Here is a 22166-nt window from a genome sequence, read left to right as displayed (position 1 = left end):
GATTGATTCTACATCGTATTGACCTCAGTTATAACCTCCCTGAGAAAACACACGACCTACACACCACACTTAAGGTTCCCCTACACAATTCCACCACAAAATCAGGGAACCGTAGTAGTACACCTTTGGTGGTAAAACACTTGAAAACCTCAGTAAATACGGGGAAATCAACCCCCATATCTGCCGCCTATTCTACAGTGATGGGGTTTTCCTGTGGGTCTGAATTTGTAACCCTCTACAACTTTCCCACATCAACCTTCATCCTTTTTATATAAAGTGATAGATTACTTTTATTCCAATCCTTGTTGGTTGGAGTTCTGTAACCATCCTTATTTAGTTGATTACTAATTTGGTTCAAAGTTAAGGATTTTTCAACTCTGAGTTCTGAGATGAGTTTATTGAGTTTATCCCTATCTTCCTTACTCTTCTTGGGTTTATAGGATGTATTTACTTTGATTTTTACCGATGAGGTATTCTTTCCATCTTCTATTTTATAGATTCTTTTTCCTTTATCATCTAACCCTTTCTGAGTTAATTCATCCTCTACGATTGGATACTTGAACTCAAAATCTAACTTATGAGATTTCTCTTTCGAGAGATATTTTACATCAATCTTATGAAGATACTGATTTAAGAATTGTTTCTTTTTCTCCATAGTGTAACCATGAACACTATCGATTTCTAAAAACATCTTGTTCAACCAATCTATCCACTCTGTTGAGTTCTTATACATCCAAAGTTCATCTTCTAACCTTTTGATTTCTTGATTCACCTCCACAATTAGTTTGGAGATTTTTTCAATCATTTTTCTTCCTTTTGGTTTTTCTATACTATTGGTTAGAATCTGAACTTCTAAATCAATAACATTATCCTCATAACCCTTTAAGATTTTCTTTTTCTCCTTAATGTATTTTACTCTCCTATCAGATTCCTTTTTAAGATTCTTTACCTCATCAAACTTTGGATTCAAATTCTTAATCTTAAAATCCTCTCTTACTCTTTTTGATTCCTTAATTACGGAGATTAAATGTTCAACAACTTGTGTATCGGTATCTTCGATAATTAAACTCTTTTTAAGAGAACAATTAAGGTGTTTATTCCCCCACTTAGAAGGGTTTTTCCATTTGTATTCCACACTTCTACAAGTGTATAAATCATTACCATTTCTACTCTTACCATTCTTGATTGATAACTTGATTCCACAACTCTTACAGAATAGTAATCCATCTAAAAGGGAGATGTTTTTCTTTTCTACATTTCTATGTTTCAGATTCTCTAATAATCTTATTTGAACCTTATCCCAAAGTTTGGTTGGAATTATCTGTGGGGTTTTCAACATGATTGTATCAACCACTTTTGGTTTTCCATTAACCATTTCTCTCCACTCCCATTTCTGAACTCCTTTATAGAGTGGGTTACCTAACATCTTCTGAATCGTTCCCGTATTCCAACCATCCTTACTTCTCTTAGGTTGAAAATTAGTTTTAGTGTCCATGTATAGTTTGATATCCATAGTGGATTTCCCTTCACTATACATTTTATAGATGGTATTCAGAACCTTCTTTTCTTCGTTGTTTGGAATTAGTTTTTTATTCTTTACATCATAACCGAATGGTTTAGTTCCACCAATAAATGTGTTACCATTTTTTAATGAGTTTCTCTTACCCATTACACTTCTCATTCTTCGGATTTGATTATCGTATTGGGAAATCAGAGATAAAATATTCATGTTCAGATTATCCAATGGATTATCTAAATCATATGGTTTTGGAGATACACCAACATATATCTTAACTCCATGTTCAATGAGTATTTTATATATACTCATCCAACTTTGAGTATTCCTTCCCAATCTATCTGAATTGAATACCCAAATGTTCTTTATAGTTCCTTTTTGAACCTCATCTAAAAGTTCAACCAACTTAACTCTCTCGTTAATTTCAACCTTAAATGAACTCTGAGAACCTTCATTGAAGATGATAGGTTTCAAACCTAACTTTTTACTCATCTCCAACCCTTGTTTTCTTTGAATATCTAAACCACCACCTTCATTTTGTTGTTGGTCGGTTGATACTCTTAATAAGATTCCAATGTTTTCTTTTTTCATAGGGGTTACATTTTCAGGATTGTTTTACTCAAAGGTAAGTAAATTATTATATCCCCTATGTTTCATCGTGTAACTTAGATACAACTCGGAGGGAGTTTGAGAAATTTTAATTATATCATAAAATGAAAAAAATTACTCCCTCCTTATTGTATCACGACTCAAATTATGAGAAAACTGAAATTATGATTGAGTGAATTCTTTCATATCTAATTCTCTTTTCATCTCCGTATCCTTAATCTTATCGTATTCGATTACTTTCTTTTTCAGAAGGAATCCCATTACTGAAACAGAATCTACTAATCTCTTGTTCTTCCACTTCGTTCCTTTGATTTTTCCATCTCTGAGATATTGGAATATGGTTCTTCTACTCACTCCCAACTCATCGGAACAATCATCCACAGATAACCATCTGTAAGATTCGATACCTTCTAATTTTTCTTCAAATCGGTTCTTCATTACATTATCATCTTTTTAAGGTTCTTCACTTCACCGATTATATAATGTTGATGGTGGGGGTGTAATTTTAGATAGTTGTTCCATGTGATTCCCCACTTGTTCTTATCAATATCACAAACTTTCATCAAATGATTCCCACCACCATCATAAACTGAGATTTGTTTCCCCTCATCAACAAACCCAATCAATCTTTTTCCACTACCACTTCCAACCCATTTAAAAGGAACTACTGAGTTCATTTTCTTATTGATTGAATCTAACTTCTGATTTAATCCTAATGAGTAGGATGGTAGATACCTCTTCCATTCATTGTATCGTTGAAGGAGGTTGGTTATTTCTCCATAACCCATATCCGTATTCTCTTTCAGAGTTTTAATTAACTTATCTCTTTCGTTGATGTTTGGTATCCAACTTCTTTCCATCATGTGGTTTAACACCAATACATCGGTGTATTTCATTATTCCTTTGATACCACTTTCTTTCAGAGTTTGGATTAACCCATCAACTTCGTATTCTTTTACTTCTTCCATAATATTGTTCTTATTGTTTCCGAGTGTGTAATGTTCTTTCACACTTCTACATATAAATATTAGAGAGTTTTATTTTTTTTTTGTAATTTTATAATATGGACAATAAATTATTTGGAGTTTTATTTTTCGGTTTTTTAATGGTTTTAGTTTTTGGAATAAACTATTTTACCCAACGAGTAGATTTAGATAAAGTTTCTCAACATAAGAAAAATAAATACCTCACTTTGTTTTGGTATTTCTATGGTGTTTTTTATCTCTTTTATGGATTAAGTGACATCTTTTTTGAAGGAGATTTTTTGTTTGGTACAATATGGGTAGTCATTTCCATAACAATTCTAATCTTGAACTATAAGGGTAAAGTTTTCTCTAACCCCTCCAAATAAGTACTTTTCATCATTTAACTTTGGAGATTTGGTGTAAGAATCTTACACTTCTTTTAAGTTCCCACTACTTCACACTTATAGTTCAACACCCAATCTCGATATGGAAATATACTCGTTCGAGGATATGAGGGTAAAAAAACTCTATTTACAAGAAACTAAGGGGGTGGGAAGTAGGTGTCCGTTTTCCCAATATAATATACGATTTTTATCTGTAAAAACCTAATAAACACGGGGATTCCCCTCTGATTTGTTACCCTTTAATTCTTAATAAAAAAGATAACCCCAAATACCCCAAAATACTTGTATATATCACAAAATTGTTGTATATTAAGATTGTAATAAAAAGGGAAACACTATGGGATTAAAAATCAAGTATAATAGAACCTCAACGATCCAACAAGAAGGGGAAAGATTCAAGTTAGATAAGGATAATTACGATTTAACTCTCTTTGATAAGGGTGTGAGTGGTAAAATACCATTCTCTGAAAGAGAAAAGGGAAGAGAACTCACTCAATTGGTTCAGAATGGTGAAGTTGATGAGGTTGTTGTGGAGGAACTCTCTCGTTTGGGTAGAAATACCATTGATACACTTACTACTCTTAAATTCTTTGAAGAGAATGGAGTTAATGTGGTTGTAAAGAGTATGGGTAATCTTCAATCAATGGTTAGTGGGAAGAAGAATCCTATTTGGAACTTAATTACATCAGTAATGAGTTCTCTTTATGAATTGGAAAGAGAGAACATCTTAGAGAGAACTGAGATGGGAAGAAAGATGTATGTAATGAATGGTGGGAAACTTGGAAGGAAGATTGGAACTACTGAGAGTAGAAATGATTTCTTAAAGAAAGATAGAACTCAGAAGATTATCTCTCTTTTAGAAAAAGGGAAATCAGTTCGTGATATCAGTAGTAGGTTGGGAGTATCTCCAAAAACAATTGTTAAGGTTAGAAAATATGTTATCAATGAGTAATAAAGTTCAGTTTAGTTTTTTAGGTATGGATTTCAATGTAAGAGGATATACTTCTTCTTATGATGGAGTTGATGAAATCATTGTTGGATGTGTTGGTGGTGGTCAAATGGTGAAACAATACATCAAACAGAAATACCCAAACCATGATTTCAAGGTGTGGGTTAAATCTGAGAAGTATAGTGGAGGTTCTTCACTAAGAATCAATCTTTCAGAGAGAGATGGTAGTGATGTTCCTACTGAGATATACGAGGATGTAAAATCTTTTGGAAATACTCTTCAATTAGGAAACTTCAATGGAATGATTGATAAGTATGAACTCGATAAGGAGGATAGATTCACTAATGATGGAATCAAGGTGAATTTCTACACTTCTTATGTTTTCACTTATAACGAACCACCATTTGGTTCTAAGGAATTCGAAATGATTAACGAGTTAGAATTAGTATGAGTATAAGTAAAAAAAGAAAGAAAGAACTCAGAGAAATCTACGAGAAGAAAATCGGTGGAGAGTGGGTGAAGTGGGTGGAGAACCAACCCACCTACACACCCTTCGAGTGGGTAGAGTATATGAGTGAAAATAAGAATTAACCTATCAAAATTCTCTCTGAGAATTTGGTAGTTTAAGAAGAAAAGATAAACCACCTCAACACTTATTTACAGAGTGTTTGTGAGTGGTTTATTTAGTTTAGGATATCAAACCTTCTTATTGATTCTGATTGTTTCTTATGAGTTCTCTATCCCCATAAATCATTTAATACACCATCTTTAACCATACTCAAATTAAAGATGTAATCATTGTGTAAGAAAGTTTCCTCAAGAGGTTTTAATGTGGTTTTCCAACCTTCTCCATCAGTTATCCAAATAAACTCTACACCATTATTACTACAAAATTCATAAAGAGATTTATATTCTCCACAAGTAGATTTTAATTTAGAACCTCCACCGGAATAAAAATTGGTTTCTATCCAATAAAGTTTATTGTTTTTATGTACAACGAAATCGGGTCTTCTTGAAGATTTATCTACCGGTAAATCCACACCCCACTTTTCTTTTACACTTGTTGGTGAACCTTGTGTTGTATATGTTGATTCATCTAATCCATAAACTTTTTGAAGTAAATCATCAACCAAATCTTCCATGATAGTTCCACCTCTGTTCTTTCTTCCATTTGTATCCAATCCAACCTCAACACCAAAAGTGTAATCTTTAATGTTTGTTAAACCCCCATCTATAATTAGTTTCTTTAATCCACTCTTTTCAAAAAATAATACATAGTTTTCTAAATCATTAGAAAACAAATTAGGATTACCAAAATCAAATTCTCTAAACTTAAAATCAGGTAATACACTACTATCTAAAACGTTAATTTTTTTATCCCTTACACCTAATAAAGTTGGGAATACTTTTATTACTTCTGGATACTTTTGAAGTATAAACCTAAGTTCATTATCGAAATTTTTTGAACCACATAAAGAATTCAAAATATTGAGTTCAATTTTATATTGATTTACATTGTTAAACACTTTATCCCAATTGATAAAGTATTCCCATGTTCTATTATTTAAAAGAATTGTTTCCACTAAATAATTAAACACTTCGTTTGGTGTGTTCAATTGGTGTTTGTTATAAAAGTTTATTTGTTTCATTGGTTTAATATTTCATCTCCAATAACTAAAAATTCGGGTATTTTACCCCTCTTATTGGATTTACTATTTATGTTCCTACTACAATAAACTTCAACTACATTGAATTCATTGTAGATTTCTTTAATAAATGGAGATGATGAGTTGGATAGAATTACATTTACCCCTTTGTCATTCAGTTTCTTAAAATAATCTCTTAACCTAATTTGTTCTTTTCTTCCAAAAGAACCACTATATGATGTAAAAGATGAGGTTTCATTCAGAGGGTGATAAGGTGGGTCAAAATAAACTAAATCACCCTTTTCTATTTCTTCAATATTATCAAATTGAGTGTTTCTTATGTTCTCTATTTTTGGTAGAAGAGAAGATAGTTTGTGGAGATTTTCTTCATCAACTATTCTTGGGTTTTTATAATTTCCTTTAGGAACATTGAACAATCCTTTACTATTAACCCTATATAAACCATTAAAACAAGTTCTGTTGAGAAGTATTAAAGATGAGGAACGTACTACTCCTTCATATCTTTCAACTTGATTTTTATCTCTATCTATTCCATTAAACCTATCTCTAATGTGGTAATAATCATACTTATAATAATCCTTCTCTAATTCTTTACAATATTTGATTATTTCATTCGGTGAGGATTTGATGTTTTTATACATCTCAATCAAATCTGTATTTACATCATTGATAATAGAGGTTTCTTTTAATTCAACACCAAAGGTTTTTAGTATATCAAAATACACAGAACCACCTCCAAAAAAAGGTTCTATGTATTTGTTTGGTTTAAGATTTTTATAATATTCTCGTATATCGGGTATTAGTTCTCTCTTACCTCCAACCCATTTTAGAATAGGTTTAACTTCTATATCACCAAACAAATCAAACATCTAATTTTAATTTATTGGTTTCACTCTCTATCCTCTTTTTAGTTAAATTGAAATACTCCTTTTCCAATTCAATTCCAATGTATTTTCTGTTGTTTCTTAAACTTACCACACCAGTAGTTCCACTTCCATTAAACATATCCAAAACAACATCTTCCTCTTGAGTAGAAGAAAGAATCATTCGTTCAATAATTTCTTCTGGTTTTTGAGTTGGGTGTTTCCCAAACTCTTTTTCAACTTTCTTCGGTCTCCCTATTATCCAAACATCCTTCATTTGTTTTCCACCATTTACTTCTTTCATTAAACCATAATCAAAAAAGTGTTTAGATTTTTTCCCTTTTCTAACCCATAGAATAGTTTCTGTTGAATGAGTAAAGAATCTACAAGATAAATTTGGGGGTGGTGATGTTTTTACCCAAGTTATGTTATTCAGAATTCTGAAATCTTCAATACTATCAATGATTGAACCTATTGTATATATGTTGTGGTATGTTCCACTCACCCATAAAGTTCCACCTTCTTTAAGAACTCTATAACTTTCTTCAATCCATTGTAAATTGAAATTATATACTTCATCGAACCCCTTTCTTTTATCCCACTTACCTTTATTTACAGAAACCATTTTACCACTTTTACAAGTGATACCATCATTTGAAAGAAAGTATGGAGGGTCGGTGATTATACAATCGACAGAGTTATCTTCAATCTTAGGTAATACCTTAAAACAATCGTCATTATATAGTTTGATATTTTCTTTTTCCACTCCGTAAAAATAGTTTTTTAAAAACGGAGTTCACAATAAAAAAACTATAATCTGTTTAATTGATATAGTTTGTTCTGTGAACCCTCTCTATACAGAAATACCCCCACCAATATTTGTGAGGGTAATTCCTAATTTTTTTAATCCATTGGAAAGGAGTTAAGGGATAAACCTTTCTCTTCTCTTTCTAATTGTTTCTTAACCTCTTCATTTTGTTTTTCGAGTTCTATACATTCCAATTCATTTTCCATATCTATTTTCATTTTATCTGAAATAGATTTAAGAACTCTTTTCTGATAATCTAAAACTTGTGGATTTACTTTATATTCACCTTCAAATTTGGTTCTCCATTCATTATTGATGAAAATCTTTGTTTCATCATTCATAGTTTTCAAAACCCAATACTTGGGAATGTATCTTTCATCCAATTCCCCATCTTCATTGGAGTGAGATGATGGAATCATAATGTTATCTCTTTCATCTTTATAAGGGTAATTAAACTCTTCTTGAAAATACTCTAACATATCATCTGATTGTTTCCAATACTTACTACTAATTCCATATAAGAGGGGTTCAATAGTTATTTTAATGTAATCAGTTTTGGAATGATATTTTATTGGAAATGAATCATTCCATTGAGAGTTATCATCTTTTAGTTCATTGGTTTGGTATTCTAACACATTCCAACATAGAAAATCATCTAATTTCAACTCACCGAATTCTGATACATTGTTCATTTGGTTTTTTACAATCGTGTAGAACAAATCCTCATTCATGTATTGTTCGGTTAATTCACTCACCTTTTTAGGTAGTTTGAGGAATTTATCCACCACCTTAATAACAGATTTTTGTTCTCCTTGTTCATATTCACAGATTGTATAAATCTCTCTTTTACCTTCATCCATTTCCCATTTTACTGAGAATCCATTTTTAATTCCATCAACATAATTGTAAGATGTGATTGTTCCATAATGGTTGTGTTTTAACACCCCATTAAACAATCCATTTTTAATTTTTCCTTTCCATTCACGATATTCAAAATCACCATGAAGAGTATTATTTACAAAATTTACTTTTACAACTCCATCTGACCCATCCACATCCAAGGATTCAAAATATCTACGAATAAACCCATCTAATTGGTTGTTTTTAAGATTGTATTTTTTCTGATAGGAAGAATAAATAAGTTTCTTGAATTCTGTTTCCTTAATCAACCATTCACCAACTTTTTTATTATCTAAATACTCACCCTTCACATTGTATTTTGTGTTTGAGTATAAACCATTCTTCTTACCATTTTTATATGTGGTGGTTTCGGTTTCTTTTTTCCAATCATGTTTGTAGTAGGTAATACATTCACCATCTTTAACTCCATTTTTGTAAGAAATAGAACTTATAGTTCTATCACCCCATTTATTCTTTTCTTTAACAACACCATTGTAAGGTTCTAAATCACATTTTTCATAAGGAACATACTTTCCATTTTTTAGTTCCATTCTACTTTTAATTATTCCGTAATCCTTTTGTGAAACAACTCTGTATAGTTTTCCTCCCTTGGAATAAAGAACATAGATTGATGAAATATTTTCTTCATCATCAGTATTAACCTCTAATAGGATTTTGGGGAAGATTTCACTTAACAAATTATAATCATCATACCAACGATTATTTTGTGATTTAATATCCATTATATCATCCATTAAGGATTGTTCTTTTACAATTGGAATAAACCATGTTCTTGAATGGGAGGTTTCATTTTTGAATCCTTTTAGAAAACACTTTTCAAAGTGTTCATTCATAACCACATCAAATGGTTTTTGATTTTGAGGTTGGTTATTATTCTTTACCAATCCTCCGTTTTTAATTTCTGATTTTTTCATAAATAATTTGTGTTTTATACCCACTCGGTTTTAGTTAAAATTTGGTTTCTTTATCAAGGTGAAACCTCAACCTTATTACCTATACAAGAAAGTGAATTAAGTGTGGTGGTATCAGATGTATATTTGGTTTATACCACCACTTTATCTTTGTTCAAATTTTTTTATTTCCTCTTCTTCCAAATAATTGATTAAATCTTTATCGTTCTTGATTATCATCTCATAATATCCAATCTCTTTTTCAAACTCTTCATCTTCTTCATCACCACATAATTGTGAGGTTAGATTATCAATCATTTCTTCATACTCTAAAATTTCTTCTTTTAATTCTTTAATTGTTTTACTCATAATCTTAAATTTTAATTCTGATTCCGTTAATCGAGGTGGAATCTTAACCTCATTATTACATACCCAATATACGATTGTATGTATGGTGGTATTTACCTATATTTGAGTGATACCACCACAAATAAATTTGTAAATGAAGAGAAAGAAAGATTATAAAAGTAGAGGTGAGAAGTTCTTCTTAGAATACCTCCCACAAGAAGTGTTTGATTCACTTAAACCAAAGGAAAGAGAGGATTACAAAAAGTATCGAGATAACCATCGATATATGTTCAATGGTAAGAATCAGATTAAACAATGGGAGGAAGAAATATCCAAACTGAGAAAGAAAATCAAGGATAAAAAATCACAGATAAATGGTGATGGTGAGTATAGTGGATGGAAGGAAAAAATGATGATAGGATATCAAGGTGTAGAAAAGTATTCTAAGGATTTTCAGTTTAATATTTCCATTGGTTTTCAAACTCGAACTCCCAAGATTCTGAAAAATCAAAAGGATTTAGAAGAAGGAAAAAGAGGTAGGAAAAAGGATATGAGAGAACAAACCCATTTCAAGGGGAAACTCATAAAACCATCATCGAGGATGGTAATTAGATTAACAAGAACTAAGGATGTTCATAAGAACTTTCATGGTGGAAGTGAAGAGGATGTAAGAATGATGATTGGAAATCTTTACAAAGAAGATTGGAGTAAAGAACCATTAGATATTCTGAAAGATGAGGTTAGAATCCTTTATTCAACTTATACTCGATATCATGTGTTTCATTCAAATTGGAAAGAGTTCATGTTAGGGAAACATTCTTTATCCAATGTAATTGAATGGAGTAAAAAGATGGGTGATAAAAGATACGATTGGTAATAACCTCAACATCAAAAAAGAAAGGGTTATTCAATTAAGAACAACCCTCAGAGTGATAGTTAAGATAGTTTAATTACAAGAATGATTTCTCCCATTTCACCAAATCATCTTTATATACATATTTGTGTTGGGATGAGATTTCCAACATAGGGAAATCCTTAAATTTTTTCCAATTTTTAAGTGTTCTTTCAGTTACACCATACAAGTTTTTTAATTCATCTACTGAATATCTGATTTCATACATAATAGTTCCTTTTAGGTATTAGTTTATTTATATTCTTCTTGTAACCACTCTTCGAATCCTATCTCTCTTTTACCATCTGTGAAGATTATATCATCACAATTAGTTCCTTCTTTTTGAACCCACTTTGGTGGGGTAGATTTATCTTTTTTGATATAGTAATTTTTCTTCTTCTTGAACATCATATATAAATATATACTTCTAAGATTTTCCTATCATTTCTGAACGATTTAGAACTGATATTCCATTCTTTTCAGATGTTTTCCTATCTCCTATTCATATCAAATGAACGAGAGATTACATCCATAAAATCATCCAATTCCTCATCGTTTAGAGTTCTGAATAATTTTCTACGAAGATTATCTACGAGTTTTCTACCTTCTTCATATCCTCTCGAAACATTTACATTTCGGAGTTCATCTAAATCTTCATCTTCTTCATCGTAGTATCCCATCTCTTCTAAGATTTCATCTAAATCAATCTCATCTTCCATCTCTGAATTCAATTCATCGATGAGTTCTTGTAAATCGATTTCATCATCTTCATCTTCTAAATCCTCAATACTATCATTCTGTTTGTGGAATGTTTGTAATATTCTTGATGTTGGTGATACTCGATTATGGTATTTGGTTGGTTCAACCATTGATACCGATTCAGTAAGAGGTTGAGATAACTTTTTTAATCTATCTCTTAATTGATTTCCTTTTAATTGAGTTGTTCTTATCATAGTTTCTTTTTCCCTTTCTGTTTTCATTTTTTAGAGAGGTTGTTCCTCTTTCATATAAGTATCTGTGATACTCTTCTTCATCTAATTCTACATTCTTGAAGAAGTATCCTTCCCTTTCAATACTTGGGTTATAATCATTCCTATTTGAGTAGAGGAAATTTCCATCTGAATCAAATACCCAACTGGAAGAGTTATCATAGTATGATTCCATAGTTCTTAGTTAAATAGTTTAGTATTATTTCACAGAAGGATACACCACACCCTTAGGTGTGGAGGTTGTATTCTTTCACATCGGAAGAACACCACATGAGTATTCACACTATTCCTCACGAATCCATTCTACCTTCATTCTACCGAATGGATATCACCCCCTCCGTTTCAGTATCCCAACTGAGGTGGATTAGAACCGATTTAAGAGAAGATTTTCACTATGGTAAGGGTGTAGTTCAAAAACCCACAGATACTCATCTAATCCATTCTGAATGAGTTTAACGAAGTGGGGTTATCAATCCCAAATCAACCTCATCTGTATATAAGTATTACAGAAATTGAAAAACGATAAAAAAGATGGAAAAAAGTTGAAATGGATATTAGTTCAGAACCTCGATTATAGGTTGGGAAACCTCAACGATATCCTCTCTGTTGATTCGTTCTTCTCTAATCTTACCTTTCTTGTATATTGAATGAACATGATTGTTTTTAAACACACTCCCACGAGGTGTTTTCAATCCTTCTTCGTTGAAGATTTGAGATATCTTTCTATACCCAATAGGGGTTACACTTTTATCTTTATACTCACAAATCCGATTGTATAAATACTCTTGATATTCAGAGTAATTTGAATCCCATAATTTGGTAGTAGTTATTGATATTGAGAATGTTACAAGTAGTGTTCGAGGGTTACAATTTCCGACCCATAACCTCACTCCACCGTTACTGATTTTGCTAAATTTCTTGGCTGATCTACGTTTTTATCTAGCATTACAGCTATATGATAAGAAAGTAATTGCAATGGTATTGTAGTTAACAGAGGTGTTAACGCTTCTTCTGTATCAGGAATTTCAATAACGTGGTCTGCAATCTCTTTTACTGTAACGTCTCCTTCTGTAACAATTGCGATAATTTTACCACTTCTTGATTTAATTTCTTGAATATTACTCACCACTTTTTCGTAATGCCCTTTATTTGTTGCTATTACAAATATTGGCATGTTTTCATCAATTAAAGCAATAGGACCGTGTTTCATTTCTGCCGCAGGATATCCTTCAGCATGGATATAAGAAATTTCCTTAAGCTTTAACGCTCCTTCTAATGCAACAGGAAAGTTAAATCCCCTTCCTAGGTATAAACAGTTTTTTGCATCCTTATATACTGAAGCAATTTCTTTTACTTTATTATCTATTTGTAAAAGCTTTTCCACTTTTGATGGAATTAACTGCATCTTTTGCAAATACATATGGAAAGCAGAGTTGGAAAGTGTTCCTTTTGCTTTGGCTAATTTTAAAGCAATTAACGATAGTACTGTTATTTGTGTTGTAAATGCTTTAGTAGAAGCAACTCCAATCTCAGGCCCTGCATGAGTATAAGCACCTGCGTGTGTTTCTCTTGCAATAGAAGATCCTACAACATTACATACCCCAAAAACAAAAGCTCCTTTAGATTTTGCTAATTTAATAGCAGCTAAAGTATCAGCTGTTTCACCAGATTGAGAAATAGCAATTACGACATCTTTAGGTGTAATAATAGGGTTTCTATATCTAAACTCAGAAGCATATTCTACTTCAACTGGAACTCTAGCCATGTCTTCAAACAAATATTCTCCAACAAGACCAGCGTGCCAAGAAGTACCACAAGCGACAATAATAATTCTATCGGCGTTCATAAACTTCTCGATATTATCATCTACTCCGGCCATCTTAATAATTCCTTCATCAGCTAACATTCTTCCTCTGTAGGTATCAATAATTGCCTTTGGTTGTTCATGAATTTCTTTTAGCATGAAGTGATCATATCCTCCTTTTTCAATTTGCTCTAAACTTAGTTGAAGTTCTTGAATATTCGCATCAACTAAAGAATCATCCATGATTTTTCTAACTTTTACTTCTTTCCCTAGTTTGATGATTGCCATCTCTTCATCTTCTAAATAAATGGCGTCTTTAGTAAATTCAATAAAAGGGGAGGCATCAGAAGCAACAAAAAATTCGCCAAGGTCTTTGCCAACACCAATAGCAATTGGACTTCCTAATCTTGCAACAATAATTTCGTTGGGTTTAGTTTTATCAAAAACTGCAATTGCATAGGCCCCTATTACTTGAGTAAGTGCTATTTGAACTGCTTTTCCCAACTTACATCCTTCTTGTTTTTTGACTTCTTCAATTAGGTTTACAAGAACTTCAGTGTCGGTATCACTCTGAAAAGTGTAACCTCTTGTGATAAGTTCTTTTTTTATTGTATCATAATTTTCTATGATTCCGTTATGAACTATGACAAGATCTCCTGATTCAGAAAAGTGTGGGTGAGAATTTATATCATTTGGCACTCCATGAGTAGCCCAACGTGTATGACCCATTCCTATATTCCCTTCTTGTCTATACGTTTCTTTATTTGTGATTTCTTCTAAATCTGATACTTTTCCTTTAGTTTTTGACAGATGCATTTGATCTCCATCAAACATCATAACTCCGGCACTATCATATCCTCTATATTCTAGTCTTTTCAGACCGTTTATAACAATAGGATAGGCTTTTCTATGGCCAATATAACCTGTTATTCCACACATAGCTTATTTAAATATTGGTTAGTTATTTTGTTGAGTCTTCTTTGAATATGATATCTTCAAAGTGGCTCTTCTCGTTCCATTAATTGGTTGTTGATCATAAAGCATCACTGCTTTAGGATTCCAATTATATGTTGGAATTATCGTATCTACTGGATTTACCGGTAAATCTGATGGGTTAATTACTTTTAATCCTAACAAAGGTAAGTAATCTATATCTCCTGAAACTAGTTCTGAAATATAATCAGTTATCTTAAATGTATATTTATCTGGTCGTTTATCGCTATCTAAACTTAGATCACCACTTACAGCATCTTCACCTTCTGTAACATAATCTAAAACTTGACTTGGATTAGGCTCATTGTTATTTACTCCGTCTTTGTAGACAAATAATCTAAAAGGAGTAGCGATTGTATCAAATCTAACAATGTTTTGGTTTACATACAATGTTAGTGTAGCATCATTAATCAACCATTCTTTTGTTCTTAAGGCTTCTAATTGGTCTGCAATTCCATTGTTGTCATTATCATCTCCTAAAACTTTAATCTGCGCCATGGTACCAGCGGCTCCTTGTATAGGGAAATTTCCAAATTGAGGAGCATTTCCAGCAGTCATCTTATACTGATTGTTTCTAACACCATCTAAAAGGTAACTGTCGGATTTTTTTATTGTATCTATCACTGTAGTTCCAGACTTTAATACTGTATTTGTGTAAAATATTTGTATTGCTGGCCTAAGGTTTGGATTGTTAAAATTAAAAGAAACCAAGGATCCATCATTTCCTTCTGCTTGAATTTTTATCCCTCTAAAGTAGTTGTTAAAGGCATCTTGAGACGAAAAGTTATCTGTCTCATATTGGTCAAAGAACCATTGCTTAATGAGCTCTTTCTTTAATGGAATGCTTAAGAAAGGAACGTTGTTACTAAGTGTAAACGTTTCTGTTTCGTAAGGAATACCATTGCTTAGCTTTCTAATAACAGTTTGCACTGTATCTGTAGCCATAGGAACAAGTGGTGCATCAGCAAAAACATTCATTTGTGTTGGATCCAAATCATACGTTTCATCTGATTGAAAACTGTTTTGTTGCGATGGATCTTGAGGATCTAATGTATTTAAGAAAGAGTTAAGTCTATAAACATTTAATTGAGACGGTACTCCCACATTTCCAATAATTGAATCAAGTCTATATTCCGTTAATCCGTTTTCTATCCCTATAGCACTTGCTTGATAAGGTAGTGTTAAAAACACGGTGTCTATCGTAGTTACAACAGTAGTATCTGCACCATATTCATTATCAACAAGTGTTAAATCATTTGTGATTTGAAGTTGAGAAATAATAGATGCTTCTATTTTCTCATAATCACTATTGTTATATACTCCTAATAAGTATTGCCCTAAAACGCCCCCGATTTCAATTCCGTCAGCACGAACTCTTTCAATATCTTTACCAGATATTTCAATTTGTATTAGGGTATCTCCAGTGGTAAATTCACTATTGGTTACAATAGAAGTTCCTATATCAGTAAAATCTTCTTCACATGAGATAATAATACTAAGGAAAAATGCCATTACGCTTACGTAAAGAAATGGTCTTGTATATTTTTTTAACATAACTACTCTAAATTATTCTTGAGAAACTACTTCTCTATAAAAGTTTAAGTAAGGTTCAAATGAGTCTTCACTCTGATATGAAAGAACTGGTAATTGATTGTCATTAATTGTTTCTGTTAACTCCTTTGGAAGTGTTTCGCTTCCCAAGACAATTGCATCTGAGTTATCTACAGCACTTTTAATGATGTTAGTGTAGTTGGGTTTTTCTAGTATGTTGATTTTTGAATCTGAGATTTTATCAAATTTTACTTTTTCAGCTAGCTCCTCGTTTAACGTTCCTTCAAAATCTTTATTATAAACAGAAGTCACTATTTTACTTTCAGCAAATAATGGTTCTTCGCTATAATATTCTTTCAAATAAAGCGGCAATAATGATGCCATCCAACCATGAACATGAATGATATCTGGAGCCCAGTTTAATTTTTTAACAGTTTCTACAACTCCTTTGGCAAAAAAGATAGCTCTTTCATCATTATCAGAGAACAATTGGTCATCTTCATCTGTAAAAATTGCTTTTCTTTTAAAGTACTCATCGTTATCAATAAAGTAGACTTGCATTCTTTCTTTTGGAATTGAAGCAACTTTAATAATCAGCGGCATATCCATATCATTGATTATCAAGTTCATTCCAGACAGTCTAATTACCTCATGTAATTGATGTCTTCTTTCATTAATTACTCCAAAACGAGGCATAAAAATCCTAGTTTGAACGCCGTTTCCGTGAGCTTTTTTTGCAACATTAAATGCAGTAGATGCTATTTCTGTTTCTGGTAAGTAAGGAACAACCTCCGAAGAAACATATAATATTCTCTTATCTTTCATTAAACCTAAGGCTTTATATAAGTTTGCAAAACTACGAATTATTATGCAAAATCCATGTTAAAATGCTAAGTTTGCAGTGATTTACAGCAATACATCATGAAGGTTTTTAAAACCAAGAAAGATCTAAAAACATATTTTAGCAATCTTATTCCCAAGAAAAGTAAAATAGGATTTGTTCCTACAATGGGAGCTTTACACAAGGGTCACCTTTCTTTAATTAGAACTTCATTAAAAGAAAACAGCGTTACTGTTGCTAGTATTTTTGTAAACCCCACTCAGTTTGACAAAAAAGAAGATCTTGAAAAATACCCCAGAACAACAGAGCGAGATTTACAATTATTAAAGGACGTAGGTTGCCATGTTGTTTTCCTTCCTTCAGTTGAAGAAATCTACAATCAAAACGTTTCTTCAGAAAGGTTTGACTTTGATGGCTTAGAAAACGAAATGGAAGGAAAATTTAGAGGTGGACATTTTGATGGTGTGGGAACTATTGTAAAAACTCTTTTTGAGATCGTTTCTCCAAATAACGCTTATTTTGGAGAAAAAGATTTTCAACAACTACAGATCATTAAAAAGATGGTTGTTAAAAACCACATGAATGTTCATGTTATTGGATGTCCAATTTACCGTGAAACAAATGGCCTAGCAATGAGTTCAAGAAATGAACGCTTGTCTATTGAGCAAAGAAAAGAAGCTTCAATTATTTACTCTACCTTACTAGAAGTAAAAGAAAAAATAAAGGTGTTTTCTGTAAAAGAAGTTAACAATTGGGTAATTTCTCATTTTAAAAAACATCCATTATTTGAATTAGAATACTTTACAATTGCTGATGAAGAAACACTAAAAAATGTTTCTGAAATTTCTCCAGATAAAAAGTATAGAGCCTTTATTGCTGTTTATGCAGATTCTATTCGATTGATTGACAATCTATCTCTAAATAATTAACATCTTTTTTGAACTCATTATTCTCTTTTAAAATTTAAAAAAGTAGTACTTTTGCCCCATGTTAGTACAAGTAGTGAAATCTAAAATCCACCGAGTTAAAGTAACAGGTGCAGATTTAAATTATATTGGAAGCATTACCATTGATGAAGATTTAATGGATGCTGCAAATATTATTGAAGGAGAACGTGTACAAGTAGTCAATAATGACAATGGGGAAAGACTAGAAACCTATGTAATTCCTGGCCCTAGAGCAAGTGGCGAAATCACATTAAACGGAGCTGCCGCAAGACGTGTTGCTGTTGGGGATGTGCTGATACTAATTACATATGCCTTTATGGATATAGAAAAGGCTAAAACATTTAAACCCGCACTCGTTTTTCCTAACGAAGCTACCAATACCTTAACTTAATTTTGAATCCAATTATAAAAAAAGCATTACAAATTATTATTCCCTTTGGCTTTGGAGGGTTCTTAGTCTGGTATTCACTTTCAGACATTGATTTGAATAAATTATTAGACGATTTTAAAAATGCAAATTACTGGTGGATTGGATTAAGTTTACTATTTGGGATATTAAGTCATATTTCGAGAGCATACAGATGGAGTTTTATGCTTGAGCCTATGGGATACAACCCTAAGCTTACCAATAATGTTTTAGCAGTTTTAGTTGGTTACCTGGTAAACTACACTATTCCTAGAGCAGGTGAAGCTTCTAGAGCTATTGTGTTAACAAATTACGAGAAGATTCCTTTTGAAAAAAGCTTTGGAACTATTGTAGCTGAGAGAATTGCTGATCTTTTAATGCTTTTCGTGATAATTATTATCACTCTGTTTCTTCAGTTTGATTTCATTTGGGAGTTGCTAACTAAAAACTTCGATCCTATAAAAATTGGAGTTATTATAGGCGGATTACTTATTGCTTTTACATTCTTTGTTTTTTATATCAAAAAAGCAAAATCTGGTATCGGATTAAAAATCAAGAACTTTGCTTCTGGACTTATTGAGGGAATGATGAGCATTTTTAAGATGAAGAAAAAATGGTCTTTTATTTTCCATACTGTTTTCATCTGGATAATGTACATTCTTATGTTTTGGGTGGTTACTTTTTCTATTGAAGGATTATCGGTTCCTTTAGGTGCCATTTTAGTTGGATTTATAGCCGGAGCTTTTAGTATTGCTGTCACTCCAGGAGGAATAGGCTCTTATCCCCTTTCTGTTGCTGCTGCCTTTGTTTTGTTTGGTGTTGCAGAAGGACCTAGTGAATCTTTTGGTTGGATTATGTGGAGTTCGCAAACAGCTATGGTAATTTTCTTTGGAGGTCTTTCATTTTTAGCTCTTCCCATTTACAACAAACAAAAGTAATTTTCTTTTCTTTGTGAAAACCTTTTTTTAATGGCTAAGGCTAAAACTACTTTTTTTTGTCAAAATTGTGGTACTCAACATGCAAAATGGATGGGTCAATGCAACACGTGTAATGAATGGAATACAATTGTTGAGGAAGTTATTCAAAAGGAAGTAGCTAGAGAGTGGAAACAGTCTACTACAGCTAAATCTGTTTCTAAGCCTTTAAAAATTGATCAAATTGAACTGAATCCTGAGGAAAGAATCTCAACCAACAACAATGAATTAGATACTGTTTTGGGAGGTGGTTTTGTAAAAGGTTCTGTAAATCTTTTAGGTGGTGAACCAGGTATTGGGAAATCTACTTTATCCTTGCAAATTGCTTTAGCTATAGATCAGAAAGTTCTTTATGTTTCGGGAGAAGAAAGTCAGTCTCAAATAAAAATGAGAGCTGAAAGACTTCATGGAAAATCTTCAGAATGTCTTGTTTTAACAGAAACAAATACTCAAAATATTTTTAAACACATTGAGGAAATAGAACCCGAAATTTTAGTAATAGACTCTATACAAACTCTTCATACAAATTCTATTGAGGCATCACCAGGAAGTATTTCTCAAATAAGAGAAACAGCCGCTGAATTAATCAAATACGCTAAAGAAACCTCAACCCCAGTTTTATTAATTGGGCATATTAATAAAGAAGGGCAAATTGCTGGGCCTAAAATTCTAGAGCATATGGTAGATGTAGTTTTACAGTTTGAAGGAGATAGAAACCATACATATCGAATTTTACGTTCTCAAAAGAACAGGTTTGGATCTACTGCAGAATTGGGAATTTATGAAATGTTATCTGATGGTTTACGTGAGGTTTCTAACCCTTCTGAAATCTTAATTTCTAAAAAAGATGCCGATTTGAGCGGCACTGCAATTGCTTGTACCCTAGAAGGCATTCGTCCTTTGATGATTGAAATTCAAGCTTTAGTTAGTTCTGCAGTTTATGGAACTCCTCAAAGAACTACCACAGGTTACAACTTGAAACGATTGCATATGCTTTTGGCTGTTTTGGAAAAAAGAGCTGGATTTAAATTAGGCGCCAAAGATGTTTTTTTAAATGTCACAGGTGGAATTTCTGTAGATGACCCTGCAATTGACCTAGCTGTAGTGGCATCTATCTTATCTTCAAATAAAGATATTGCCATATCTCCTGATGTTTGTTTCGCTGCCGAAATTGGTTTGGCAGGAGAAATTAGACCTGTTTCAAAAATAGATCAACGAATTACCGAAGCTAAAAAGCTTGGCTATAAAACATTTGTTACTTCAAAATACAATAAGATTACTACTAAAAATGAAGGTATAAAACTTATTTTAGTGGGAAAAATAGATGAAGTCTTTGCAACTTTATTTGCTTAAAGTTCTCCAATTTCAGACCATAAAAAAAGCCGAGCGAATGCTCGGCTTTTTTTATTTTTATAAGACTTCTTATTTCTTATTAGCCTCTTTAATATATTTTTCTAAAGCCATTGTCATAGAAGGTGTCTCTGGTGTTGGTGCGGTAATATTGCACTTCAATCCAGCTTCAGTTGCAGCTCTTACAGTTGAGTTTCCAAAAACTGCTATTCTAGTATTGTTTTGTTTGAAGTCTGGGAAGTTCTTAAACAAAGAATCTATTCCAGATGGACTAAAGAATACTAAAATGTCGTAAAACACATCTTCTAAATCAGACAAATCGCTTACAACAGTCTTGTATAAGATTGCTCTTTTCCAGTTTACACCTAACGCTTCTAATTCAGCAGGGATTAAAGGTTTAAGCTTATCTGAAGATGGTAATAAGAATTTTTCATCTTTGTGCTTCTTTATAAGTTTAGATAACTCAGGAAAAGTTCTATTTCCAACATAAATCTTACGCTTTCTGTATACTACATATTTTTGCAAGTAATAAGCAACTGCTTCAGACTGACAAAAATACTTCATTGTATCAGGTACTTTAAAACGCATTTCTTCCGCAATTCTAAAGAAGTGGTCTACAGCATTTCTACTTGTTAAAATAATTGCTGTGAATTGAGACAAATCTATTTTTTGAACTCTAACTTCTTTAGAGGTCACCCCTTCTACGTGAATAAAAGATCTAAAATCAATCTTCACTTTTTGTTTCTCAGACAGCTCGAAATACGGGGATGTTTCTGTCTTGGGAGCTGGTTGAGAAACCAATATAGTTTTCACTTTCATAATCTACTTCTTCTTTATTTAAAATATCAATTTAAACAAAATCAATAGCGGTGCTATTTCGAAGCTGCAAATGTACAAAATAAAATAAAACAACTCTTTAATTATCAGGTTTTTGTTATTTGCCAAAATTAAAACGAATCTTATGGCAAATAATAAAATGACACCTGATAAAAGGAGATTAATACTCCTAAGTCCATAGAAATAGAATACATTTAAAAAGAATAGCCCTATAGAAATGGAATACAAATAGCTCCTTTTGTATAAAAAGAAATATCCTAAAAGCTCTTTAATCGCCAAAAGTTTCATTAAAACTGACTCTAAAAAAACCCTTCCCAACATATAAATCAGAACATATGATGAGATTTTGGTGTATTCTAAAAAGTTATACTGAACATTTTTTTGATAATGTATTAGCAAAAAATAAAGCGTAAGAGATAAGCTTAAAAATGAAAAAACCACAAATGCAGTTTCGAATAAAGAAAAGGTTGCTTTTTTTTCTTGAGATTTAATTTCAATAAATCCTTTGTTGAAGATAGACAATGCATAGCCTTTTGTTTTTTCTGCATTAAAAAGCTTTAATAAAAACATGAGTATTAAAGAGAACACAAATAATAGGGTTACCCAATTGTTAGATAGTAATTCTCTTTCTACAGCTTGCAT

Annotated in this window: 25 protein-coding genes; 7 read left to right on the top strand and 18 right to left on the bottom strand. The window is 32.0% G+C overall.

From position 1 onward, the window contains the following. Window positions 1-235 precede the first annotated feature (235 nt). The 3 genes from AAON49_RS10140 to AAON49_RS10130 all read right to left on the bottom strand — a co-directional run bounded on the left by AAON49_RS10140 (window position 236) and on the right by AAON49_RS10130 (window position 3093). Window positions 236-2107, bottom strand: a complete 1872-nt coding sequence (locus AAON49_RS10140; RefSeq protein WP_349554412.1) for a recombinase family protein — start codon at window positions 2105-2107, stop codon at window positions 236-238. 180 nt (window positions 2108-2287) lie between these two features. Further along, on the bottom strand, window positions 2288-2563 hold the full coding sequence (locus AAON49_RS10135; protein WP_349554411.1) for a helix-turn-helix domain-containing protein: 276 nt from the start codon (window positions 2561-2563) through the stop codon (window positions 2288-2290). Then, window positions 2563-3093 carry a hypothetical protein gene (locus AAON49_RS10130; RefSeq protein ID WP_349554410.1) on the bottom strand — a complete coding sequence of 177 codons (531 nt, stop codon included), beginning with the start codon at window positions 3091-3093 and terminating at the stop codon, window positions 2563-2565. Before AAON49_RS10130 ends, AAON49_RS10135 begins: the two co-directional genes overlap by 1 nt. Window positions 3094-3831: 738 nt before the next feature. Here AAON49_RS10130 and AAON49_RS10125 point away from each other — a divergent pair. Next, the gene (locus tag AAON49_RS10125; RefSeq protein WP_349554409.1) at window positions 3832-4446 is read left to right on the top strand and encodes a recombinase family protein; all 615 of its coding nucleotides are present in this window, start codon (window positions 3832-3834) and stop codon (window positions 4444-4446) included. Further along, window positions 4439-4894, top strand: coding sequence for an LPD29 domain-containing protein (locus AAON49_RS10120; RefSeq protein ID WP_349554408.1), 456 nt, complete (start codon window positions 4439-4441; stop codon window positions 4892-4894). The genes AAON49_RS10125 and AAON49_RS10120 overlap by 8 nt, the downstream gene beginning before the upstream one ends. Window positions 4895-5180: 286 nt before the next feature. Here the strand turns inward: AAON49_RS10120 and AAON49_RS10115 are convergent, their stop codons facing one another. From AAON49_RS10115 to AAON49_RS10095, 5 genes are all read right to left on the bottom strand, one after another. Further along, window positions 5181-6092, bottom strand: a complete 912-nt coding sequence (locus tag AAON49_RS10115; protein ID WP_349554407.1) for a type II restriction endonuclease — start codon at window positions 6090-6092, stop codon at window positions 5181-5183. After that, window positions 6089-6979, bottom strand: coding sequence for a DNA adenine methylase (locus AAON49_RS10110; RefSeq protein WP_349554406.1), 891 nt, complete (start codon window positions 6977-6979; stop codon window positions 6089-6091). Before AAON49_RS10110 ends, AAON49_RS10115 begins: the two co-directional genes overlap by 4 nt. Continuing rightward, the gene (locus tag AAON49_RS10105; protein ID WP_349554405.1) at window positions 6972-7739 is read right to left on the bottom strand and encodes a DNA-methyltransferase; all 768 of its coding nucleotides are present in this window, start codon (window positions 7737-7739) and stop codon (window positions 6972-6974) included. The genes AAON49_RS10110 and AAON49_RS10105 overlap by 8 nt, the downstream gene beginning before the upstream one ends. Window positions 7740-7876: 137 nt before the next feature. Then, window positions 7877-9616 carry a toxin-antitoxin system YwqK family antitoxin gene (locus AAON49_RS10100; RefSeq protein WP_349554404.1) on the bottom strand — a complete coding sequence of 580 codons (1740 nt, stop codon included), beginning with the start codon at window positions 9614-9616 and terminating at the stop codon, window positions 7877-7879. A gap of 141 nt (window positions 9617-9757) precedes the next feature. Further along, the gene (locus tag AAON49_RS10095; RefSeq protein ID WP_349554403.1) at window positions 9758-9961 is read right to left on the bottom strand and encodes a hypothetical protein; all 204 of its coding nucleotides are present in this window, start codon (window positions 9959-9961) and stop codon (window positions 9758-9760) included. A 133-nt stretch (window positions 9962-10094) separates the two neighbouring features. Here AAON49_RS10095 and AAON49_RS10090 point away from each other — a divergent pair, with 133 nt between their 5' ends. Continuing rightward, entirely contained in the window at window positions 10095-10817 is a 723-nt protein-coding gene (locus AAON49_RS10090; protein WP_349554402.1) for a hypothetical protein, read from the top strand. Between the two features lie 73 nt (window positions 10818-10890). On the opposite strand, the gene AAON49_RS10085 is transcribed toward AAON49_RS10090, so the two are convergent. The 8 genes from AAON49_RS10085 to AAON49_RS10050 form a co-directional block, all read right to left on the bottom strand. Further along, window positions 10891-11061, bottom strand: a complete 171-nt coding sequence (locus AAON49_RS10085) for a hypothetical protein (RefSeq protein ID WP_349554401.1) — start codon at window positions 11059-11061, stop codon at window positions 10891-10893. Between the two features lie 23 nt (window positions 11062-11084). Next, window positions 11085-11243 (bottom strand): hypothetical protein, encoded by a 159-nt coding sequence (locus AAON49_RS10080; RefSeq protein WP_349554400.1) that lies wholly within the window; start codon window positions 11241-11243, stop codon window positions 11085-11087. An 80-nt stretch (window positions 11244-11323) separates the two neighbouring features. Beyond that, complete coding sequence (locus tag AAON49_RS10075; protein ID WP_349554399.1) at window positions 11324-11812, bottom strand: hypothetical protein; 489 nt, start codon at window positions 11810-11812, stop codon at window positions 11324-11326. After that, window positions 11742-11996 (bottom strand): hypothetical protein, encoded by a 255-nt coding sequence (locus AAON49_RS10070; RefSeq protein WP_349554398.1) that lies wholly within the window; start codon window positions 11994-11996, stop codon window positions 11742-11744. Before AAON49_RS10070 ends, AAON49_RS10075 begins: the two co-directional genes overlap by 71 nt. A gap of 379 nt (window positions 11997-12375) precedes the next feature. Continuing rightward, window positions 12376-12711, bottom strand: coding sequence for a hypothetical protein (locus tag AAON49_RS10065; RefSeq protein WP_349554396.1), 336 nt, complete (start codon window positions 12709-12711; stop codon window positions 12376-12378). Continuing rightward, window positions 12708-14564, bottom strand: a complete 1857-nt coding sequence (glmS, locus tag AAON49_RS10060; RefSeq protein ID WP_349554395.1) for a glutamine--fructose-6-phosphate transaminase (isomerizing) — start codon at window positions 14562-14564, stop codon at window positions 12708-12710. The genes AAON49_RS10065 and glmS overlap by 4 nt, the downstream gene beginning before the upstream one ends. An 18-nt stretch (window positions 14565-14582) precedes the next feature. After that, the gene (locus AAON49_RS10055) at window positions 14583-16130 is read right to left on the bottom strand and encodes a DUF4270 family protein (RefSeq protein ID WP_349554394.1); all 1548 of its coding nucleotides are present in this window, start codon (window positions 16128-16130) and stop codon (window positions 14583-14585) included. Window positions 16131-16184: 54 nt separating this feature from the next. Continuing rightward, window positions 16185-16994, bottom strand: a complete 810-nt coding sequence (locus tag AAON49_RS10050; RefSeq protein ID WP_349554393.1) for a glycogen/starch synthase — start codon at window positions 16992-16994, stop codon at window positions 16185-16187. 96 nt (window positions 16995-17090) lie between these two features. Here AAON49_RS10050 and panC point away from each other — a divergent pair, with 96 nt between their 5' ends. From panC to radA, 4 genes are read left to right on the top strand one after another with little or no spacing between them, the layout of a single operon-like run. Next, the gene (panC, locus tag AAON49_RS10045) at window positions 17091-17939 is read left to right on the top strand and encodes a pantoate--beta-alanine ligase (RefSeq protein ID WP_349554392.1); all 849 of its coding nucleotides are present in this window, start codon (window positions 17091-17093) and stop codon (window positions 17937-17939) included. 58 nt (window positions 17940-17997) lie between these two features. Continuing rightward, window positions 17998-18348 carry an aspartate 1-decarboxylase gene (panD, locus tag AAON49_RS10040; RefSeq protein ID WP_349554391.1) on the top strand — a complete coding sequence of 117 codons (351 nt, stop codon included), beginning with the start codon at window positions 17998-18000 and terminating at the stop codon, window positions 18346-18348. Window positions 18349-18350: 2 nt separating this feature from the next. Further along, a complete protein-coding gene (locus tag AAON49_RS10035) occupies window positions 18351-19301 on the top strand; it encodes a lysylphosphatidylglycerol synthase transmembrane domain-containing protein (protein ID WP_349554390.1) in 951 nt (316 codons plus the stop codon). A 30-nt stretch (window positions 19302-19331) separates the two neighbouring features. Beyond that, the gene (radA, locus tag AAON49_RS10030; RefSeq protein WP_349554389.1) at window positions 19332-20690 is read left to right on the top strand and encodes a DNA repair protein RadA; all 1359 of its coding nucleotides are present in this window, start codon (window positions 19332-19334) and stop codon (window positions 20688-20690) included. Window positions 20691-20759: 69 nt separating this feature from the next. Here the strand turns inward: radA and AAON49_RS10025 are convergent, their stop codons facing one another. After that, on the bottom strand, window positions 20760-21506 hold the full coding sequence (locus AAON49_RS10025; RefSeq protein WP_349554388.1) for a uroporphyrinogen-III synthase: 747 nt from the start codon (window positions 21504-21506) through the stop codon (window positions 20760-20762). Window positions 21507-21524: 18 nt separating this feature from the next. After that, window positions 21525-22166 carry a DUF4271 domain-containing protein gene (locus AAON49_RS14425; RefSeq protein ID WP_502942950.1) on the bottom strand — a complete coding sequence of 214 codons (642 nt, stop codon included), beginning with the start codon at window positions 22164-22166 and terminating at the stop codon, window positions 21525-21527.

The organism is Pseudotenacibaculum sp. MALMAid0570, assembly GCF_040151415.1.
Taxonomy (GTDB): Bacteria; Bacteroidota; Bacteroidia; order Flavobacteriales; family Flavobacteriaceae; genus Polaribacter.
The sequence above is the reverse complement of the archived record's forward strand: the minus strand, read 5'-3'. Positions and strand labels throughout refer to the sequence as shown.

Bases quoted from the DNA above. Each gene is read 5' to 3' on its own strand.
- AAON49_RS10055 (WP_349554394.1), bottom strand. From the start codon at position 16,130: ATGGCATTTTTCCTTAGTATTATTATCTCATGTGAAGAAGATTTTACT.
- AAON49_RS10080 (WP_349554400.1), bottom strand. From the start codon at position 11,243: ATGATGTTCAAGAAGAAGAAAAATTACTATATCAAAAAAGATAAATCT.
- radA (WP_349554389.1), top strand. From the start codon at position 19,332: ATGGCTAAGGCTAAAACTACTTTTTTTTGTCAAAATTGTGGTACTCAA.
- AAON49_RS10090 (WP_349554402.1), top strand. From the start codon at position 10,095: ATGAAGAGAAAGAAAGATTATAAAAGTAGAGGTGAGAAGTTCTTCTTA.
- AAON49_RS10120 (WP_349554408.1), top strand. From the start codon at position 4,439: ATGAGTAATAAAGTTCAGTTTAGTTTTTTAGGTATGGATTTCAATGTA.
- panD (WP_349554391.1), top strand. From the start codon at position 17,998: ATGTTAGTACAAGTAGTGAAATCTAAAATCCACCGAGTTAAAGTAACA.
- AAON49_RS10050 (WP_349554393.1), bottom strand. From the start codon at position 16,994: ATGAAAGATAAGAGAATATTATATGTTTCTTCGGAGGTTGTTCCTTAC.
- AAON49_RS10095 (WP_349554403.1), bottom strand. From the start codon at position 9,961: ATGAGTAAAACAATTAAAGAATTAAAAGAAGAAATTTTAGAGTATGAA.
- AAON49_RS10100 (WP_349554404.1), bottom strand. From the start codon at position 9,616: ATGAAAAAATCAGAAATTAAAAACGGAGGATTGGTAAAGAATAATAAC.
- AAON49_RS10140 (WP_349554412.1), bottom strand. From the start codon at position 2,107: ATGAAAAAAGAAAACATTGGAATCTTATTAAGAGTATCAACCGACCAA.
- AAON49_RS10110 (WP_349554406.1), bottom strand. From the start codon at position 6,979: ATGTTTGATTTGTTTGGTGATATAGAAGTTAAACCTATTCTAAAATGG.
- AAON49_RS10135 (WP_349554411.1), bottom strand. From the start codon at position 2,563: ATGAAGAACCGATTTGAAGAAAAATTAGAAGGTATCGAATCTTACAGA.
- AAON49_RS10115 (WP_349554407.1), bottom strand. From the start codon at position 6,092: ATGAAACAAATAAACTTTTATAACAAACACCAATTGAACACACCAAAC.
- AAON49_RS10070 (WP_349554398.1), bottom strand. From the start codon at position 11,996: ATGGAATCATACTATGATAACTCTTCCAGTTGGGTATTTGATTCAGAT.
- AAON49_RS10075 (WP_349554399.1), bottom strand. From the start codon at position 11,812: ATGAAAACAGAAAGGGAAAAAGAAACTATGATAAGAACAACTCAATTA.
- AAON49_RS10130 (WP_349554410.1), bottom strand. From the start codon at position 3,093: ATGGAAGAAGTAAAAGAATACGAAGTTGATGGGTTAATCCAAACTCTG.
- AAON49_RS10025 (WP_349554388.1), bottom strand. From the start codon at position 21,506: ATGAAAGTGAAAACTATATTGGTTTCTCAACCAGCTCCCAAGACAGAA.
- AAON49_RS14425 (WP_502942950.1), bottom strand. From the start codon at position 22,166: ATGCAAGCTGTAGAAAGAGAATTACTATCTAACAATTGGGTAACCCTA.
- AAON49_RS10125 (WP_349554409.1), top strand. From the start codon at position 3,832: ATGGGATTAAAAATCAAGTATAATAGAACCTCAACGATCCAACAAGAA.
- panC (WP_349554392.1), top strand. From the start codon at position 17,091: ATGAAGGTTTTTAAAACCAAGAAAGATCTAAAAACATATTTTAGCAAT.
- glmS (WP_349554395.1), bottom strand. From the start codon at position 14,564: ATGTGTGGAATAACAGGTTATATTGGCCATAGAAAAGCCTATCCTATT.
- AAON49_RS10085 (WP_349554401.1), bottom strand. From the start codon at position 11,061: ATGTATGAAATCAGATATTCAGTAGATGAATTAAAAAACTTGTATGGT.